The organism is Pseudorhizobium marinum (assembly GCF_000705355.1).
Taxonomy (GTDB): domain Bacteria; phylum Pseudomonadota; class Alphaproteobacteria; order Rhizobiales; family Rhizobiaceae; genus Neorhizobium; species Neorhizobium pelagicum.
In genome coordinates, this window is the sequence record NZ_JMQK01000039.1 from 1 (window position 1) to 18,514 (window position 18,514).

At 65.9% G+C, this 18,514-nt stretch carries 14 protein-coding genes and 1 riboswitch; of the genes, 10 read left to right on the plus strand and 4 right to left on the minus strand.

Going from position 1 to position 18,514, the window contains the following annotated elements:
• From EO99_RS27915 to EO99_RS0124545, 8 genes are all read left to right on the plus strand, one after another.
• A partial coding sequence (locus tag EO99_RS27915) for a hypothetical protein (protein WP_210165111.1) occupies positions 1-311 on the plus strand: 311 nt, incomplete at its 5' end.
• Between the two features lie 204 nt (positions 312-515).
• On the plus strand, positions 516-1,790 hold the full coding sequence (locus tag EO99_RS0124515) for an aspartate kinase (protein ID WP_029621183.1): 1,275 nt from the start codon (positions 516-518) through the stop codon (positions 1,788-1,790).
• A gap of 84 nt (positions 1,791-1,874) precedes the next feature.
• Positions 1,875-4,142 (plus strand): phosphoenolpyruvate--protein phosphotransferase, encoded by a 2,268-nt coding sequence (ptsP, locus tag EO99_RS0124520; protein ID WP_029621184.1) that lies wholly within the window; start codon positions 1,875-1,877, stop codon positions 4,140-4,142.
• 29 nt (positions 4,143-4,171) lie between these two features.
• The gene (gene prfA / locus EO99_RS0124525; protein WP_029621185.1) at positions 4,172-5,254 is read left to right on the plus strand and encodes a peptide chain release factor 1; all 1,083 of its coding nucleotides are present in this window, start codon (positions 4,172-4,174) and stop codon (positions 5,252-5,254) included.
• Positions 5,251-6,120, plus strand: a complete 870-nt coding sequence (gene prmC / locus EO99_RS0124530) for a peptide chain release factor N(5)-glutamine methyltransferase (RefSeq protein ID WP_029621186.1) — start codon at positions 5,251-5,253, stop codon at positions 6,118-6,120. The genes prfA and prmC overlap by 4 nt, the downstream gene beginning before the upstream one ends.
• Positions 6,121-6,425: 305 nt before the next feature.
• Positions 6,426-7,166: a DUF4167 domain-containing protein gene (locus EO99_RS0124535; RefSeq protein WP_029621187.1), complete on the plus strand. Its 741-nt coding sequence runs from the start codon at positions 6,426-6,428 to the stop codon at positions 7,164-7,166.
• 197 nt (positions 7,167-7,363) lie between these two features.
• Positions 7,364-8,422 carry an alpha/beta fold hydrolase gene (locus EO99_RS0124540; protein WP_029621188.1) on the plus strand — a complete coding sequence of 353 codons (1,059 nt, stop codon included), beginning with the start codon at positions 7,364-7,366 and terminating at the stop codon, positions 8,420-8,422.
• Between the two features lie 162 nt (positions 8,423-8,584).
• Positions 8,585-9,634, plus strand: a complete 1,050-nt coding sequence (locus EO99_RS0124545) for a class I SAM-dependent methyltransferase (RefSeq protein WP_029621189.1) — start codon at positions 8,585-8,587, stop codon at positions 9,632-9,634.
• Positions 9,635-9,717: 83 nt separating this feature from the next.
• Here the strand turns inward: EO99_RS0124545 and EO99_RS0124550 are convergent, their stop codons facing one another.
• Genes EO99_RS0124550 through EO99_RS0124560 form a run of 3 tightly spaced genes read right to left on the minus strand, consistent with a single transcriptional unit; the run spans position 9,718 to position 12,532 of the window.
• The gene (locus tag EO99_RS0124550) at positions 9,718-10,482 is read right to left on the minus strand and encodes an ABC transporter ATP-binding protein (RefSeq protein ID WP_029621190.1); all 765 of its coding nucleotides are present in this window, start codon (positions 10,480-10,482) and stop codon (positions 9,718-9,720) included.
• Positions 10,479-11,519, minus strand: a complete 1,041-nt coding sequence (locus tag EO99_RS0124555; RefSeq protein ID WP_037112956.1) for a FecCD family ABC transporter permease — start codon at positions 11,517-11,519, stop codon at positions 10,479-10,481. The genes EO99_RS0124550 and EO99_RS0124555 overlap by 4 nt, the downstream gene beginning before the upstream one ends.
• A complete protein-coding gene (locus EO99_RS0124560) occupies positions 11,516-12,532 on the minus strand; it encodes an ABC transporter substrate-binding protein (protein ID WP_029621192.1) in 1,017 nt (338 codons plus the stop codon). The genes EO99_RS0124555 and EO99_RS0124560 overlap by 4 nt, the downstream gene beginning before the upstream one ends.
• A gap of 159 nt (positions 12,533-12,691) precedes the next feature.
• Positions 12,692-12,920: riboswitch (cobalamin riboswitch) on the minus strand.
• A 577-nt stretch (positions 12,921-13,497) separates the two neighbouring features.
• Between EO99_RS0124560 and clpB the strand changes: the two genes are divergently transcribed.
• Positions 13,498-16,098, plus strand: a complete 2,601-nt coding sequence (gene clpB, locus EO99_RS0124570; protein WP_029621193.1) for an ATP-dependent chaperone ClpB — start codon at positions 13,498-13,500, stop codon at positions 16,096-16,098.
• 127 nt (positions 16,099-16,225) lie between these two features.
• Here clpB and EO99_RS0124575 read toward each other — a convergent pair whose 3' ends face one another.
• Positions 16,226-18,163, minus strand: a complete 1,938-nt coding sequence (locus EO99_RS0124575; protein WP_029621194.1) for a M23 family metallopeptidase — start codon at positions 18,161-18,163, stop codon at positions 16,226-16,228.
• 141 nt (positions 18,164-18,304) lie between these two features.
• Here EO99_RS0124575 and EO99_RS28135 point away from each other — a divergent pair.
• On the plus strand, positions 18,305-18,514 hold a 210-nt coding region (locus tag EO99_RS28135; RefSeq protein WP_210165112.1), incomplete at its 3' end, for a hypothetical protein.

The window sequence follows — 18,514 nt, forward strand, 5'->3', positions numbered from 1 at the left end:
ATCGCCACTATCGCGGTCGTGACTTCTACCGCGACCGGGATCGCTGGGACAGAGGTGGCCGCGGCCCGGACCGCGACCGGGGCGGCTGGGACCGCGACCGCAGGGACCGGGACCGTGGTGACTGGGACCGGGGTGACTGGGACCGCAGGGACCGTGATCGCCGCGACTGGGATCGTGACTGGCGGGACGGCGACCGGAGCGACTGGCGCGGTGACGGCGATCGCGACGGGAGCCGACAGGTCGGGGTCATCACCAGTCCGGACGGCCAAGTATGCTTCGTCGGCGAAGAGCGCTGCCTGCGACGCGACTAGGCGGCTTTCGCCACGGCCCGGTACCGGCAATGGTATCGGGCGGGCTCCCTAGGGGGCCGTCTCTTCCCGAAGGCGACGGCAGACGCCTTTCGTGCCATTGCGCACACTACCCCTTTTCGATATGAGACCGGCAAATTCCGTTTTTCGCAAGACGGTTGCAGGCAGACGCTCCCCGGCGGGGGCGAACGGGTGGTATTGGTCAGCATGGCTCGCATCGTCATGAAATTCGGCGGCACTTCGGTTGCCAATCTGGAACGCATCCACAATGTGGCGCGCCATGTGAAACGCGAGGTCGACGCCGGCCACGAGGTCGCCGTGGTCGTTTCCGCGATGTCGGGCAAGACCAACGAGTTGGTCGGCTGGGTGCAGGACATGCCCAAGGTCGCCGGCGCCAATTCCCCCTTCTACGATGCGCGCGAGTATGACGCCGTCGTCGCATCCGGCGAGCAGGTCACCTCCGGCATCCTGGCGATCGCGCTACAGTCGATGGGGATCAATGCCCGGTCCTGGCAGGGCTGGCAGATCCCGATCCGCACGGACAACGCCCATGGCGCCGCCCGCATCCAGGAAATCGACGGCAGCGAGATCATCAAGAGGATGGGCCAGGGGCAGGTCGCCGTCGTTGCCGGTTTCCAGGGTATCGGCCCCGACAACCGCATCGCGACACTCGGACGGGGCGGCTCCGATACGTCGGCGGTCGCGATCGCTGCCGCCGTCAAGGCCGACCGCTGCGACATCTATACGGACGTCGACGGGGTCTATACCACCGATCCCCGGGTCGTGCCGAAGGCGCGGCGGCTGAAGAAGATCTCGTTCGAGGAGATGCTCGAACTGGCGTCGCTGGGGGCCAAGGTCCTGCAGGTGCGGTCGGTCGAGCTTGCGATGGTGCACAAGGTGCGGACCTTCGTGCGCTCGAGTTTCGAGGATCCCGATGCACCGGGCATGGGCGACCTCATCAACCCGCCCGGTACTTTGATTTGCGACGAGGAAGAAATCGTGGAACAGGAAGTCGTCACCGGCATCGCCTATGCCAAGGATGAGGCGCAGATCTCGCTCCGTCGGCTTGCCGACCGCCCGGGCGTTTCGGCGGCGATCTTCGGACCGCTGGCCGAGGCCCATATCAACGTCGACATGATCGTCCAGAACATCTCCGAGGACGGCTCGCGCACCGACATGACCTTCACGGTGCCGTCTGGCGACGTGCAGAAGGCGCTGAGGGTGCTGGACGACAACAAGGCGACGATCGGCTTCGACGTGGCGCAGAACGAATCAGGCCTCTGCAAGGTCTCGGTGATCGGCATCGGCATGCGCAGCCATGCTGGCGTCGCGGCGCTCGCGTTCAAGGCACTTGCTGAAAAAGGCATCAACATCAAGGCGATCACCACCTCGGAAATCAAGATTTCGATCCTGATCGACGGCGCCTACTCCGAACTCGCGGTTCGGACTTTGCATTCTGCCTACGGTCTCGATAAGAGTTGATCTTGAGCCGACAGGCCTTGTCCGCGGTAGTATCGCAGCGGGCCTGTCGGGTGGGATCGACTTTTTTCGGGAGCATCTATGCCGATGAGAGACCTGTCGGCTGGTCCGCGCGTTCTGCTGCGCCGGCTGCGCGAACTGATGGCGGAACCGCTGGATCCGCAGGAGCGGCTCGACCGGATCGTGCGGCAGATCGCCAGCAACATGGTGGCCGAGGTCTGCTCCGTCTACGTGCTGCGCTCCGACGGGGTGCTGGAGCTCTACGCGACCGAAGGCCTCAATCCGGAAGCCGTCCACCTGTCGCAGCTGAAAATGGGGCAGGGTCTTGTCGGCACCATCGCCGCTTCGGCGCAGTCGCTCAATCTTTCGGACGCCCAGGCCCATCCCGCATTCCGCTATCTGCCTGAAACGGGAGAGGAAATCTATCACTCCTTCCTCGGTGTGCCGATCCTGAGGGCCGGTCGCACTTTGGGCGTCCTCGTCGTTCAGAACAAAGCCAGCCGGACCTACCGCGAAGACGAGGTCGAGGCGCTTGAAACCACCGCCATGGTGATCGCCGAGATGATTGCGACCGGGGAACTGAAGAAAATCACCAAGCCGGGCCTCGAGCTCGACCTGACGCGGGCGATCACCATCGCCGGCGACGGCTACAACGAGGGCATCGGGCTTGGCCATGTGGTGCTGCACGAGCCGCGCGTGGTGGTGACGAACCTGCTCAACGAGGATGCCGAAAGCGAGGTGCGGCGGCTGGCCGAGGCCCTGGGTTCGCTGCGCATCTCGATCGACGACATGCTGTCCCGGCGCGACGTGGCGACGGAGGGCGAGCATCGCGAGGTGCTGGAGACCTTCCGGATGTTTGCCCACGACCAGGGCTGGGTCCGGCGCATGGAAGAGGTGATCCACAACGGACTGACGGCGGAGGCCGCGGTCGAGAAGGTGCAGAGCGACACCAAGGCGCGGATGATGCGGCTCACCGACCCGTACCTGCGCGAACGCATGCATGACTTCGACGACCTCGCCAACCGGCTGCTGCGACAGCTGACCGGATACAGCGGGCGCGCCATGGGCGAGGGGCTGCCGACGGACGCGATCATCTTCGCCCGGGCGATGGGGGCGGCCGAGCTTCTCGACTATCCCCGCGATCATCTGCGCGGCCTGGTGCTGGAGGATGGTGCCGTCACCAGCCATGTGGTCATCGTGGCACGCGCCATGGGCATTCCCGTGGTCGGCCAGGCGGCGGGTGCCGTGGCGCTGGCCGAGAACGGCGATACCGTCATCATCGACGGCGACGACGGGCAGCTGCACCTGCGGCCGATGGCGGACCTCGTGAAGGCCTATGAGGAGAAGGTGCGGCTGAGAGCGCGCCGGCAGGAGCAGTTCCGGGCGCTGCGCGACGTCGAGCCGCTGACCAAGGACGGGAAGCGCATCAGCCTGATGATGAACGCCGGGCTGATGGTGGACCTGCCGCAGCTGGCCGAATCGGGGGCCGACGGCATCGGCCTGTTCCGCACCGAGCTGCAGTTCATGATCGCCTCGACGATGCCGAAGCTCGAGGAGCAGGAGGCCTTCTACCGCAACGTCATCCGCCAGGCCGCGGGGCGGCCGGTGACGTTCCGGGCGCTCGACATCGGCGGCGACAAGGTGGTCTCCTACTTCAGGAACCACGAGGAGGAGAACCCGGCGCTCGGCTGGCGGGCGATCCGGCTGTCGCTCGACCGGCCCGGCCTGCTGCGCACGCAGCTGCGCGCGCTGCTGCGTGCGTCTGCCGACTCGGAACTCAAGATGATGCTGCCGATGGTGACCGAGGTGGCCGAAATCCACGCGGTGCGCGAGCTCCTGCAGAAGGAGGTGCAGCATCTTTCGAAATTCGGGCACAGCCTGCCGCGCCGGCTGCAGTTCGGCGCCATGCTGGAGGTGCCAGCGCTGATGTGGCAGCTCGACGAGCTGATGGCGGAGGTGGACTTCGTGTCCGTCGGATCAAACGACCTCTTCCAGTTCTCGATGGCCGCCGACCGCGGCAATGCCCGCGTCTCCGACCGGTTCGACATGCTGGGCAAGCCGTTCCTCAGGATCCTTCGCGATATCGTGCGGGCTGCGGAGCGCAACCAGACGGCGCTGACGCTCTGCGGCGAGATGGCCGGCAAGCCGCTTTCGGCCATGGCGCTGCTCGGAATCGGCTTCCGGGCCGTGTCGATGGCGCCGACATCCATCGGTCCGGTCAAGGCGATGCTCCTGTCGCTGAACGTCGACGAGCTGGCGCAGGAGCTGCATGCGGCGCTCGACGACAAGCGCTCGCAGGAGCCGATCCGGACGCTTCTGACCCGCTTTGCGGAAGAACACGGTATAGCCGTCTAAGAAGAACAAGAAAATGGAGTGAAATCAGGGTGGCTAAGCTTCCTGTAGACAAGATGCGCGAACTCGAGCGCCGCTTTGGCGAAATCGAGGCGCGCATGTCGGAAGGTCCGGCGGCGGACGTCTATGTGCGATTGGCCTCGGAGTATTCCGAGTTGCAGCCGGTGGTGCGCAAGATCCGCGACCACGAGAAGGCGACCGCCGAGGTGGCCGACCTGCGGGCGCTGCTCAACGACCGGGCAACCGATCGGGAGATGCGCGAGCTGGCGGAGATGGAACTGCCGGCGGCCGAAGAGAAGGTCGAGGCGCTGGAGAAGGACATGCAGGTCCTGCTCCTGCCGAAGGATGCCGCCGACGAGAAGAGCGCCATCCTCGAAATCCGCGCCGGTACCGGCGGCAACGAGGCGGCACTTTTTGCCGGCGACCTGTTTCGCATGTACGAGCGCTACGCAGCCGCCAAGGGCTGGAAGGTCGAGGTACTATCGGCCAGCGAGGGCGAAGCGGGCGGCTTTCGCGAAATCATCGCGACCGTCAGCGGGCGCGGCGTGTTCTCCAAGCTGAAGTTCGAATCCGGCGTTCACCGGGTGCAGCGCGTGCCGGATACGGAAACGCAGGGGCGCATCCATACGTCGGCAGCAACCGTGGCGGTGCTGCCGGAAGCCGAGGAGATCGACATCGAAATCCGTCCCGAAGACATCCGCATCGACACCATGCGGGCGTCGGGCGCCGGCGGGCAGCACGTCAACACCACCGATTCGGCCGTGCGCATCACCCATTTGCCGACCGGCTTGATGGTCACCAGTTCGGAGAAATCGCAGCACCAGAACCGCGCCAAGGCCATGCAGGTGCTGCGCTCGCGGCTCTACGACATGGAACGTCAGAAGGCCGACAGCGAACGCTCCGCCGACCGCAAGAGCCAGGTCGGATCGGGAGATCGGTCCGAGCGCATCCGCACCTACAACTTCCCGCAGGGACGGGTCACCGACCACCGCATCAACCTGACGCTCTACAAGCTCGACCGGATGATGATGGGCGAGATCGACGAGGTGGTCGATGCGCTGATCTCCGATTATCAGGCCGGACAGCTGGCCCAGCTCGGCGAGGCGAGAGGATGACGTCCCTCGACGCCGCCGTGGCGGATGCGCGGGCGAAGTTTGCCGCGGCCGGCCTGCCGGATGCGGCCATGGAGGCGCGCATGCTGATCGGCGGCCTTCTCGGGCTCACCAGCACCGAGGTCTTTTCCGGCGGCGAGCGGGTGCTGACGGCGGCGGAGGCCGCGACCATTGCGGACGCGGTCGCGCGACGCCTGAAGCGGGAGCCGGTGCATCGCATTCTGGGGGCACGGGAGTTCCACGGCATGACGCTCAGGCTTTCGGCGGAGACGCTGGAGCCGCGGCCGGACACGGAAATGCTCGTCGAGACGGTGCTACCCCACCTGAGGCGGATTGTCGCAGCCCGAGGCGAGGGCCGCGTGCTCGACCTGGGAACGGGAACGGGCGCTATCCTGCTGGCTCTCCTGAAGGAATGCCCTACGGCGCAAGGGGTTGGCTCCGATGTGTCCGAAGACGCCCTGGGCACGGCCCGCGACAATGCGGAGCGGCTGGGGCTCGGCGACAGGTTCCAGGCGATCCGCAGCGACTGGTTTGCGGACATCGCCGGGCGGTTCGACATAATCGTGTCAAACCCGCCCTATATCAGGGCAGATGTCATTCCGGCGCTGGAGCCGGAGGTTCGGGATTTCGATCCCCCCCGGGCTCTCGACGGCGGCCCTGACGGGCTTGATGCCTATCGCGCGATTGCGGCCGGCGCCGGAGCATCGCTTCAGGCGGACGGCATTCTCGGCGTCGAGATCGGCTTCGACCAGAAGGACAGCGTCACGGAGATCTTCACCACCGCGGGCTTTGCGCTCCGGCAGGCGGCCCGCGACTACGGAGACAACGACCGCGTCCTCATCTTTGCTCCCGGACGGCCAGGTCCCTGATTTTGCACAGCGAAAGAAAAGGCTTGGATTTACTTGGGAAGCGCGATAGCTTGCGGCCACGCACTGGGCGGCTGGGAATGAACGGAGATTCGTTCGGGTTTAAGGTCAACCTTGAGACCGACTCTATTACAGAGTTTCGAAGGTTGAACATTTCCTGGTGCGTGAATCAGTTAATTTGACTTTCACAAGCGGCAGGCGACTTGGTTTCGTCCTGTCCGTGGCGCGCGAAGTCCTGGTCTGGCATGAGCCAGCATGGCCGCGTGGTCCCTTATCAGCGGAAAACAGAAAATTCAGGTGAACGATCTATGAGGCCAGGACAGCAGAACAAGCGCGGTCGAGGGCGCGGCGGCTCCAACAACAACAGCAGTGGCGGCGGCGGCAACAACTTCAACCGCAAGGGCGGCAATCCACTTACCCGCACCTATGACAGTTCCGGCCCAGACGTGAAGATCCGTGGTACGGCTCAGCACATTGCCGAAAAATATACGACGCTTGCCCGCGACTCCCAGAGTGCCGGCGATCGGGTCATGGCGGAAAACTACCTGCAGCATGCCGAGCACTACAATCGGATCATTGCCACTGCCCAGGCGCAGATGCAGGAACGGTCCCAGCGCGACGAGCGCGGCGACTACCAGGATCGCGACAACCAGGACGGCGACGACAACGACAACAACGACATGGACGACGACGGCAACGGCCGGTCGCAGTATGCGAACGAACCCCAGCAGTCGCAGCCCCAGCAGCCGCAGCCGCAGCAACAGCAGCCCCGCCGGGAGCCGCAGCCGCGCCGCGAACCGCGTCGTGAGCAGGCACCGGTCCCTGTGGCAACGGACGCCCCAGCCGTAGACGGTTCAGGCCCGCAGCCCGTGATCGAGGGCACGCCGGCCGAAGTGGCAGCCGAAGAAGGAACGGGCGAAGCGCGCCAGCCACGCCGCCGCAACGCCGGCAATCGGCCGCGCCGTACGCGCCGCGGCGAAGGCGATGCACCGTCCGAGGGTGGTGCCGACGATGGCCAGCCCGCCATGGCCGACGTCGCCAGCGAGTGAAGCCAGCTCCAGAGCTGCGGATGAACGAAAGCTCCGGTCGAAAGGCCGGAGTTTTTCCTTTTCGGGGAGGGTGGACCGAGAGGTGAAACGGGACGGATCGGATCCGGCCGGCTTCCTGTCGGACCGGCCTCGCCATCTGCCCGACAAGCCCCGCAGGCCCTCTGTTCCGGCGCTTTCCGCTGCTGTAAACTGGCGGCATGAAACCCAGCCAGACCATAGGGTTCTGCACCTCGGCCGACGGCACGCGCATCGCCGTTGCCTCGTGCGGACGCGGACCGGTGCTCCTGAAGGCGGCGCACTGGCTCAGCCATGTGGACTACGATCTGGAGAGCCCCATCTGGCGGCCGTGGCTTCTGGCCCTGGCTGCCAGGAGCCGCTTCATCCGTTATGATCCGCGCGGCTGCGGCCTTTCGGACCGTCATGTCGCCGACCTTTCCATCGACGCCTGGCATGCGGACCTGGATGCCGTCGCGGCCTCGATCGAGGAGCCGCAGTTTGCGCTTTTCGGTGTTTCGCAGGGCGGGGCGCTGGCCATTACCTATGCGCTGAGGCATCCCGAGCGGGTGTCCCGTCTCGTGCTTCTGAACGCCTACGGCCAGGGCGCCCGCATAAGGGCGCAGACGGAGGCGGAACGGCTCGAGGCCGAGACGCTGGTGAATTTCGTCCGCATCGGCTGGGGGCGCGACAATCCCGCCTTCTGCCGGTTCTTCACCCATCTCTTCATTCCGGAAGGAACGCCCGAGCAGCATCGCTGGTGGGGCGATCTGGAACGGGTGACGGCGACGGCGGAGGTTGCCGCCCAGCTGCTCTCCGAAATGCAGGGAATCGATGTGCTGCACCTGGCCGCACAGCTTCGCGTGCCGACCCTGATCGCTCATTGCCGCGGCGACATGCGCATTCCCTTCGAGCAGGGCTGCAAGCTCGCAGCCGCCATTCCTGGCGCCCGCTTCGTGCCGCTGGAGAGCAAGAACCACGTTCTCCTGTCAGGGGAGCCGGCCTGGGAGGTGTTCCAGAGCGAGCTCGCCACCTTTCTCGGCCAGGATCGGCCGGCGTTGCCGCGTGCGGTGCGCGAGGCGGCTCTCACGCCAGCGGAGGAAGAGCTGCTCACGCTCGTCGCCGAAGGCCTCGACAACCGCGTGATTGCCGACCGTCTGGGCAAGAGCGTGAAGACGGTGCGCAACCAGCTTTCGGTGATCTTCAGCAAGCTCGGGGTCCGCAGCCGTTCGCAGGCCATCGTCATTGCGCTGTCGCGCTGAGGCGCGCCGCCGTCGACCGGCGCGGACAAGGACATCTGTCCCATGCGGCGGCCCGCTTTTCTCTCCGGCGCGGGACATGCGCCTCATGGCGGGTGCGGGCATCGGGTTCATCCTTCGGGTCATGGGCGGCAAGAGGCCGTCCCGACACAAGGAGGAATTTACGTGCCAGACCTCAATGAAACGACCCTGAACGAGCTCGTCGGCCGCGTGCTCGGCGATCTCGGCGGAGCCGTCAGCGTGCCGCTGGTGCGCATCGGCGATGCGCTCGGCCTTTACAGGACGCTGAAGCAGATCGGCCCGGCGACCGCCGACGAACTGGCGAAAGCGGCAGAATGCGCGCCACGCTACGTGCGGGAATGGCTCGCGGCGCAGGCCGCCTCGGGCTATGTCCAGCACGAGCACGGACAGTTTTCGCTGACGCCCGAGCAGGCCTATGTGTTTGCCGAGCCGGACAGCCCCGTTCACCTGATCGGCGCCTTCGACACGGCCGCGGCCATGCTGGAAAACCAGCCGAAGGTGCAGGCGGCCTTCAAGACCGGCCGCGGCGTGGCCTGGGGCGAGCAGGCGGGATGCCTGTTCTGCGCGGTGGCACGGCTGTTTCGCCCCGGCTATGTCAATGCGCTGGTGCAGGAGTGGCTCCCGGCGCTCGACGGGGTGCTCGACAAGCTGAAGCAGGGCGCCAAGGTGGCCGATGTGGGCTGCGGCCACGGGTTGTCGACCATCCTGATGGCGCAGGCCTTTCCGAAATCGCAGTTCACCGGCTATGACTTCCATGCCGGCTCGATCGCCGCGGCGAGTGCGCACGCCCAGTCGCATGGGCTGACGAACCTGCACTTCGAGGTCGGCCGGGCGCAGGATTTCGAGGGACGCGACTTCGACCTGATCACCTGCTTCGATTGCCTGCACGACATGGGCGACCCGGAAGCGGCGGCCGCCCATATCCGCAAGGCGCTGAAACCGGGCGGGATCTGGATGGTCGTCGAACCCATGGCTGCCGATACGCTGGACGAGAACATCAATCCGGTCGGGCGGCTCTATTATGCGGCATCGACGATGATCTGCGTGCCGACATCGCTGGCGCAGGAGACCGGGCTGGCGCTCGGGGCGCAGGCGGGAGAACGGCGGCTGACCGAGGTGATTCGCTCCGGCGGCTTCAGCAAGGTCAGACGGGCAGCGCAAACGCCGCTGAACATGGTGCTGGAGGCCAGCTGACGGCGGACGCTACATCCTCAGACAGCAAGGGCGGGCACCGGATTGCAAACCGGTGCCCGCCCTTTGCGCGTCGGCGCGGCGGTTCAGCCCATGCGGTACTGGATGTTGCAGCGGCCGTGCACCGGCGACTTCTCCACATGGGCACGGACGCCAAAGACTCTCTCGAGCAGGTCCTCGGTCAGGACCGCCTCCGGCGTGCCGGCGGCGACGATGCGGCCTCCCTCCAGCACCGCCAGCCGATCGCAGAACATGGCCGCGAGGTTGAGATCATGCAGTGCGACGATGCAGGTGATGCCGAGCCTGGAGACCAGCGACAGAATGTCGAGCTGGTGCTGGATGTCGAGGTGGTTGGTCGGCTCGTCGAGAAGCAGTTCGTCCGGCTCCTGGGCGAGCGCCCGGGCGAGATGGACGCGCTGCCGCTCGCCGCCGGAGAGCGTCTGCCAGAGCCGGTCGGCGCGCTCCTGCATGTCGACCCGCGCGAGCGCTTCCGTGACGGCCGCCTCGTCCTGCAGCGACCATGGGGTGAGAAAACCGCGGTGCGGGGTGCGGCCGAGCCGGACCACCTCGCGCACGGTCATCTGCGTGTCCGTTTCCGCCTGCTGCTCGACGAGCGCGATGCGCCGGGCGAGCGCGGCGCGGGTTATCGACGAGAGGTCGTCGTCGTCCAGACGGATGACGCCGCTGCGGATCTTCCGCAGCCGGCAGATCAACCGGAGGAGGCTTGATTTCCCGGATCCGTTCGGTCCGAGGAGGCCGAGCACCTTGCCCCTTTCCGCCTGCAGGCTGACGCCGTCGACGATGAGGGTGTCACCGGCGGCGAAGCTGACGTCATCGAGGGCGATGCTCATGCCGTTCTCCGAGCGCGATAGAGGATCAGCGCGAAGGCGGGGGCGCCGAAGAGCGCCGTCACGACACCGATCGGCAGGATCTGCTGCGGGATGATGATGCGCGAGATGATGTCGGCCGCGACCATGAAGATGGCGCCGAAGAGAGCGGCTGCCGGCAGCAGGCGCGCATGGCCGGGGCCGACCAGGAAGCGGGCCGCATGGGGGACGACGAGGCCGACGAAGCCGATCGATCCGACCATGCTGACGACGCAGGCCGTCATGGCGGCGGTGGTGCCGAGCAGCACGACCTGCACCCGCCGGACGGAGATGCCGAGTGCGGCGGCGGCATCCTTGCCGAAGGCGAAGGCGTCGAGCGCGCGCACATGCGCCAGGCAGACGACAAGGCCGACGAGCGCCACGGGCGCCGAAAGATAGACATCCGGCCAGCGCACGCCGCTCAGCGATCCGAGCAGCCAGAACAGCACGCCGCGGGCCTGTTCGGCATTGGCGGAGGTGGTGACGATATAGGAGGTCAGGGCACTGAAGAGCTGCGATCCGGCAACGCCGCAGAGAATGACGCGCTCGCTGGTGCCGCCGACGCCCGCCGCCAGGATGCCGACCAGCAGGAAGGCGATGGCCGCACCGATGAAGGCGCCGCCGGAGAGGCTGAGCACGCCATAGCCGAACCCGAGGATAGTAACGCAGACGGCGCCGGTGGAGGCGCCGGCGGAGATGCCGAGCACATAGGGTTCGGCCAGGGGATTGCGCAGCAGCGCCTGCAGCACCGCGCCGCAGAGCGCCAGCGAGGCGCCGGCGCTGGCGGCGACCAGCGCGCGGCTGAGGCGATAGTCCCAGATGATGCCCTGGTGGATGCGGCTGAGTTCGAAGTCGGCGGCAAAGAGCCGGTTGGCGACGGCCTTTGCGGTGGTGGCGAGCGGAATGGCGATCTCGCCGATCGACACGGCGAGGCTCACCATCAGGGCAAGAAGCAGGAGGCCGACCGCGGCAAGCGCAACAAGCGCCCACCGCGGCGAACGCGCGGGAAAGGCCAGACTCACGGGGAAAGACCGAAGGTCTTGATGCCGTTCGCAAGGATCTCGATGCCGTCGATCGTGCGGATGGTGGGGTTCATCGCCTGCGCGTCCATCAGGACGAAGCGCCGGTTCCTCACGGCGTCGAGCTCCCGGGTGACGGGATCGTTCTCCAGGAAATCGATCTTCACCTGCGGATCGTCGGCGGCATAGCGGCGGCGATCCATGGTGGCGATGACGATGACGGCGGGATTTGCGTCCGCGATGGTCTCCCAGCCGACGAGCGGCCATTCTTCCTGCGTGTCGACGACATTGCCGGCACCCAGCGTCCCGAGGATATAGGCGGGCGCCCCGTTCCTGCCGGCAATGAAGGCGTCGCCGTCGACTTCCTTGCTGGAGAACCAGAAGACGACGGGCAGGTTCTTGCCGGAGGCGCCGGCGACCGAGGCCCTGGCTGCGGCTTCCCGCTGCTTCAGATCGGCAATCAGGGCGTCGCCGCGTTCCGTCACGTCGAAGATCTCGGCGAGCTCGGCAATCTGCTGGTAGACCAGATCCATGGTGAAGAGTTGTCCGCGAACGCCATCGCCGCCGTTGGTATTGATCTTGGCGACGCAGTCGGCGGGCGCGACATAGGTGTCGATGCCCAGTTGCGCAAACTGCTCGCGCTTGCCGACCGAGCCCTGCGCGCCGACGTGCCATTCGAATTCGGCCGCGACCAGATCCGGCTCCCGCCCGACGACGGATTCAAAGCTCGGATCATTGTCGGCAAGCCGTTGGATGCCGCGATTGATCTCCGCATATTGCGGCAGTACCGGGCCGACCCAGACGGAGGTTCCGGCGATCTTTTCGGCCAGATCAAGGGACAAGAGGATTTCGGTCATCCCCTGACCGATCGAGACGATCCGCGAAGGCGCCTTGTCGAAGGTGATCTCGCGGCCGCAGTTGGCGATCGTCAAGGGATAGGAGGTGGCGGCGAGGACCGGCGTGGCAAGGCCGATCAGGCCAAGCGAAAGCGTGAGGCTGGCAACAAGCTTGTGCATGAACTATCTCGATCAGAGGAAAGGCGGCAAATGCCGTGGGTTCAGACGGCATCGGCGGCGTGGCCGCCGGCGGGAAACCGGTCGAGACGGAGGGGTGCCGTGGGGCAAAGGTGCAGGTCGGTCATATCTGTTCCCTTGCCGGGCATCCCCGCCCGGCTGACTGAGTGGTGTTCGATGGCAGGTCTCCTGGCTCACGGATATGCGCCCTTCATCTGCCTTCCCGGGATAACCCAGTGGCATGGCGCCTTGCGACGCCCGAGGATGAGTGGCAATCCGCTCACAGTTGCGGGGGCAGCCACGGTCTCGGCACCCTTGCGGGAGGCCTCACCGTGTTCCCTATTAATCCCCTTCGAGTCACCGTCGGGGAACCATCGGGGCCAGCTAAACGCCAAGCCGACGTGACGTCAAGGTCGGCAGCGGCGGCTCGCAGGCCTGTCGGGAACAGGGATGATCCTTCATCAGGAAGTCTCCATAAGTTATGTAATAACGTTACTTATAGCCGGCCGATCGCGGGTTGTCCAGATGCCGTCTCGACTGAAGGCCCTCCGCCTTGCCCTGACGCGCGAACAGGCCCAGTCGAGCGCCAGCATGACGGTCAGCGACAGGCTGCCATGGCACTGACCGAAGCCCGATCTCCGATCATGCGACGGAGCATCTTCATCAAGGCTGAGTGGCGCAGCATTGCCGGATTGTCACCCCGGATGATCTGGGGACTTACCATCCGCCCCGGCAGCCTGTCCCGGCGTGAACTCCGGCGATCGCCGCTCCGCTGACGGCTGCTTCGGCGGTGCTTGCGGCAGCGGCCGCAGATCCCTGTAACGGCTCTTTAAATCCTTAAAATCGGCTCCCATATCTGCATCGACGCCGGAATTTTTTACGGCAGACGGGCTCGCCTTTTGAGGGAGCTCAATCTCAATCATCGATCCGTGCCGTATGAAGGGCGGAACGATCCGTGGAGGTTTGACATGAACATCGAAAAATACTCGGAACGGGTGCGCGGCTTCCTGCAGTCGGCCCAGAGCAAGGCGCTGTCGGACGGTCACCAGCAGTTCACGCCGGAGCATGTGCTGAAGGTGCTGCTCGACGACGACCAGGGCATGGCCGCGGCACTGATTGCGCGCGCCGGCGGGGACGCCAAGGCCGCTCGCATCGCCAATGACGCTGCACTTGCCAAACTGCCCAAGGTGTCCGGCGGCGAGGGACAGATCTATCTGTCGCAGCCGCTCGCAAAAGTCTTTTCCACCGCCGAAGAGGCGGCCAAGAAGGCGGGCGACAGCTTCGTTACCGTCGAGCGGCTTCTCCTGGCGCTGACGATCGAAAGCAGCGCTTCGACGGCGGCGACGCTGAAGAAGGCCGGGCTGACGGCGAACGCCCTCAACCAGGCGATCAACGACCTGCGCAAGGGCCGCACGGCCGACAGCGCCAATGCCGAGCAGGGTTTCGACGCGCTGAAGAAATATGCCCGCGATCTGACGGCAGAAGCCCGCGAGGGCCGGCTCGATCCGGTGATCGGCCGTGACGACGAGATCCGCCGGACGATCCAGGTGCTGTCGCGCCGCACCAAGAACAATCCGGTGCTGATCGGCGAGCCCGGCGTCGGCAAGACGGCGATTGCCGAAGGCCTGGCGCTGCGCATCGTCAACGGCGACGTGCCGGAGAGCCTGAAGGACAAGCGGCTGATGGCGCTCGACATGGGCTCGCTGATCGCCGGTGCGAAGTACCGCGGCGAGTTCGAGGAGCGGCTGAAGGCGGTGCTGAACGAGGTCCAGTCGGAAAACGGCGAGATCATCCTGTTCATCGATGAGATGCATACGCTCGTCGGGGCCGGCAAGGCGGACGGCGCGATGGATGCGTCCAACCTCCTGAAGCCGGCGCTCGCCCGCGGCGAACTGCATTGCGTCGGCGCCACCACGCTCGACGAATACCGCAAGCACGTGGAGAAGGATGCAGCCCTTGCCCGCCGGTTCCAGCCGGTCATGGTCAACGAGCCGACGGTCGAGGACACCATCTCGATCCTGCGCGGCCTGAAGGAAAAATACGAGCAGCACCACAAGGTGCGGATCTCCGATTCCGCGCTGGTGGCGGCCGCGACCCTCTCGCACCGCTATATCACCGACCGCTTCCTGCCCGACAAGGCGATCGACCTGATGGACGAGGCGGCGTCGCGGCTGAGAATGCAGGTGGATTCCAAGCCCGAGGAGCTCGACGAGCTCGACCGGCGGATCATGCAGCTGAAGATCGAGCGCGAAGCGCTGAAGAAGGAAACCGACGTTGCCTCGGCCGACCGGCTGAACCGGCTGGAGACTGAACTCGCCTCGCTTGAGGAAGAAGCCGGTGCGCTGACGGCCCGCTGGCAGGCGGAAAAGCAGAAGCTCGGGCTTGCCGCCGATCTGAAGGGGCGGCTCGACGAGGCCCGCAACGAACTGGCGATCGCGCAGCGCAAGGGCGAGTTCCAGCGCGCCGGCGAGCTGGCCTATGGGGTCATCCCGGGCCTGGAGAAGGAGCTTGCCGCGGCCGAAGCCCAGGACACGAGCGTCAATGCCATGGTGCAGGAGGTCGTCACGCCGGACAATATCGCCCATATCGTGTCCCGCTGGACCGGCATTCCGGTCGACCGGATGCTGGAGGGCGAACGTGACAAGCTGCTGCGGATGGAAGACGAACTGGCCAAATCCGTGGTCGGCCAGGGCGATGCCGTCCAGGCGGTGTCGCGGGCCGTGCGCCGGTCGCGGGCCGGCCTGCAGGATCCGAACCGGCCGATCGGCTCGTTCATCTTCCTCGGGCCGACCGGTGTCGGCAAGACGGAGCTGACGAAGTCGCTCGCCCGCTTCCTGTTCGACGACGAGACCGCCATGGTGCGCCTCGACATGTCGGAATACATGGAGAAGCATTCGGTCGCCCGGCTGATCGGTGCGCCTCCCGGCTATGTCGGCTACGAGGAAGGCGGCGCGCTGACGGAAGCGGTGCGGCGCAAGCCCTATCAGGTGGTCCTCTTCGACGAGATCGAGAAGGCGCATCCGGATGTCTTAACCGTGCTCCTGCAGGTGCTCGACGACGGGCGGCTGACGGACGGCCAGGGCCGGACGGTGGATTTCAAGAACACCATCATCATCATGACCTCCAACCTCGGGGCGGACTATCTGACCGCACTGGGTGAGAACGAGGATGTGGACAGCGTCCGCGAGCAGGTGATGGATGTGGTCAAGGCCTCCTTCCGCCCGGAATTCCTCAACCGCGTCGACGACATCATTCTCTTCCACCGCCTGGCGCGCAACGAAATGGGGACGATCGTCGACATCCAGATGAAGCGGCTGGTGTCCCTGCTGGCCGAGCGCAAGATCGCCATCACGCTCAACCCGGACGCCCGCGAGTGGCTGGCCAACAAGGGCTATGATCCGGTCTATGGGGCGCGGCCGCTGAAGCGGGTGATCCAGAAGTTCGTGCAGGATCCGCTCGCCGAGCAGATCCTGGGCGGGCAGATCCCCGACGAGTCGACGGTGGCGGTCGACGCCGGCACCGATCGCCTGCTCTTCCGCGTCAAGCGGCCAGTCCGCGAAGCGGCGTAAGAAGGTCAGGTCCGCGAAGCGGCGTAAAAGCGGAGGTCCGCCAAGCGGCTTAACCCCGCGCGGCATGAAAAAGCGATGGCGGCCTTCGGGCCGCCATTTCTCGTTCGGGATCAGCCCTGTCGTGGGGTCAGCGGCTGGCGACTTCCGCCGGATCGCCGCCGGTGCCAAGCAGCGCATCAATGCGGCTGCGCTCGTCCTTGAAGCGGGCGAGATCGTCGCCGGCGAGCGACTTGCCGCCGGGAAGACGGATCTTCATGGGATCCACCTTGGTGCCGTTGACGATCAGCTCGTAGTGCAGATGGGCGCCGGTCGAGAGGCCGGTGGAGCCGACATAGCCGATCACCTGGCCCTGGGTCACCTTGGCGCCCGGCTTGACGCCCTTGGCGATGGCGCTCTGGTGGTTGTAGGAGGACTCGTAGCCGTTGGCGTGGCGGATGATGGTCTGGTTGCCGTAGCCGGACGACCAGCCGGCCGATTCGACGGTGCCATTGCCGGACGCGATGATCGGCGTGCCGCGCGAGGCGGCCCAGTCGGTGCCGGTGTGCATGCGCGAGAAGCCGAGGATCGGATGGCGGCGCATGCCGAAGCCCGAGGTCATGCGGCCGTTCGGAACCGGGTTGCGCAGCAGGAACTGGCGGATGCTCTTCCCTTCGCCGTCGAAATAATCGACCGATCCGTCTTCGGGATCCTGGAAGCGGTAGAAGCGGGTGGTGGTGTCGCCGAAATGGGCATTGACGTAGAGCAGTTCCGACTGGTCCGTCGCCTGACCGCTTTCGTCCTGCACGGAGAAGAAGGCCTCGATCTTGTCGGTCGGCTTCAGCTGCGCCTGCAGATCGACGCTGCTGGCGAGCAGCTTGACCAGCAGGCCGGTCATGTCGGTGGTCATGCCGTAGGAGAGGGAGGCCCGGTAGATGCCGTCATAGACGCGCGGCAGGTCGCGGCCGGTCGCCAGCTGCGGCGGCTGTTCGTCGAAGGCGCCGGCGACCGCGTCGAGGGCCGGCGGCTCCTCGGCATCGACGATGCGACCGTGGTCGTTTAGTGCGATCGTCACCTCGTGCTGGCCGCGGCGATAGACCGAGGCGCGCACGACGAGCACCATGTCGCCCTGCTGCAGCACGCCGATGCGCAGCACGTCTCCGGGATAGAGCGTCGGCTCCTTCATCCGGTTGCCGAGATGGCCGGCGATCTCCTCGGCCTTGCCGTCGGGATAGCCGACGTCGGTCAGCGCCGTCCTGACGTCCTTCTCGGTGCGGATCGGAATGACGTCGTCGGCATAGTCGCGCGTCTTCGGCGTTACCGGCTCGGCCGGCGTCACCGTCATGTTCTGCTCGACGATGCGGGCCGTCAGGCCGGCGGTGATGTCGATCTCGTCCTCGTGGGAGGAGAAGCGGCGCGGGTCGACATAATAGAGGGCCGACAGCTGGGTATTGCCGGCGGTCAGGATCGAGCCGTTGCTGCGGACGTTCTCCTCCACCTCGTCGAGCGTCATGGAGGAGGCAAAGGGATAGGCGGCGCCCTTCTTGGGGAAGGGCAGGGCGCGCAGGCTGACCTCGGATTCGACCTCGGAGCCGTAGATCATGCCGGTGCTGCCGGGCGCCGGATCCGGCTCCTCGCTGGAGGCGAAGATCGTCAGCGGATCGAAGGCCGGATAATCCTCCTGCGCCACGTGGTTGGCGGCGAGGTTCATCTTGACGTGCGCGAAGGGCCGGCGGCGGATGACTTCGCGCTGACCCTCCTGGACGACGGTGGAGACCTCCATGACCTTGCGGTCGGTCGGCATGGCGACGATGTTGCCGGCCAGCAGCCGGTTGCCGCGGGTGACGCTGTCGGTGTCTGCGTCGAGCGGCAGGGCAACGGAGGCTTCCGCCGGGATCGCCAGCTGCTGGCGGCCGTCGAGGGCGGCAAACAGGGCAACCCCCATCAGGATCGAGGAGGTGATGCCGGTCAGAAAGGTGCCCGAAAGCCAGCGCAGCGAGATCTCGCGGCGATCCGGTGCGCGCCGGCCATCGGCCAGAAGCGGCGGTTCGTTGCCGAGCGTTCGGATCATGCTGCGGGCGCTGATCATGCCTGTCCTGACGGTCCCCTCATGCTCCTCTGCGCGTGCCCGGAAGTGTGGCGGCGGGAGCTTGGCTGAAACATGTGCCCCTTCTGTCAGCGAGTGTCAAATCGGGGCAGCGATGCGCGCGCTCTATAAGGAGCGCATCGCTTGGCTGCGCTTAGACAGCAGAATTGTGAAGATATGGCGGCGGTAGCAGGGCGGATCGCCTTCCCGTGCCGCGGACCGTGGTTTTTGCGGGCTTTCCGACGTCGGCTTTCGAAATTCCTGAAAAATTCCGTTTTAAATCAGCCTCTTACCGAAAAGTTTCGCAGCTTCAGAATTCGCGTGTTGACTTGTTTTGTTGGTTGGGACTATAAA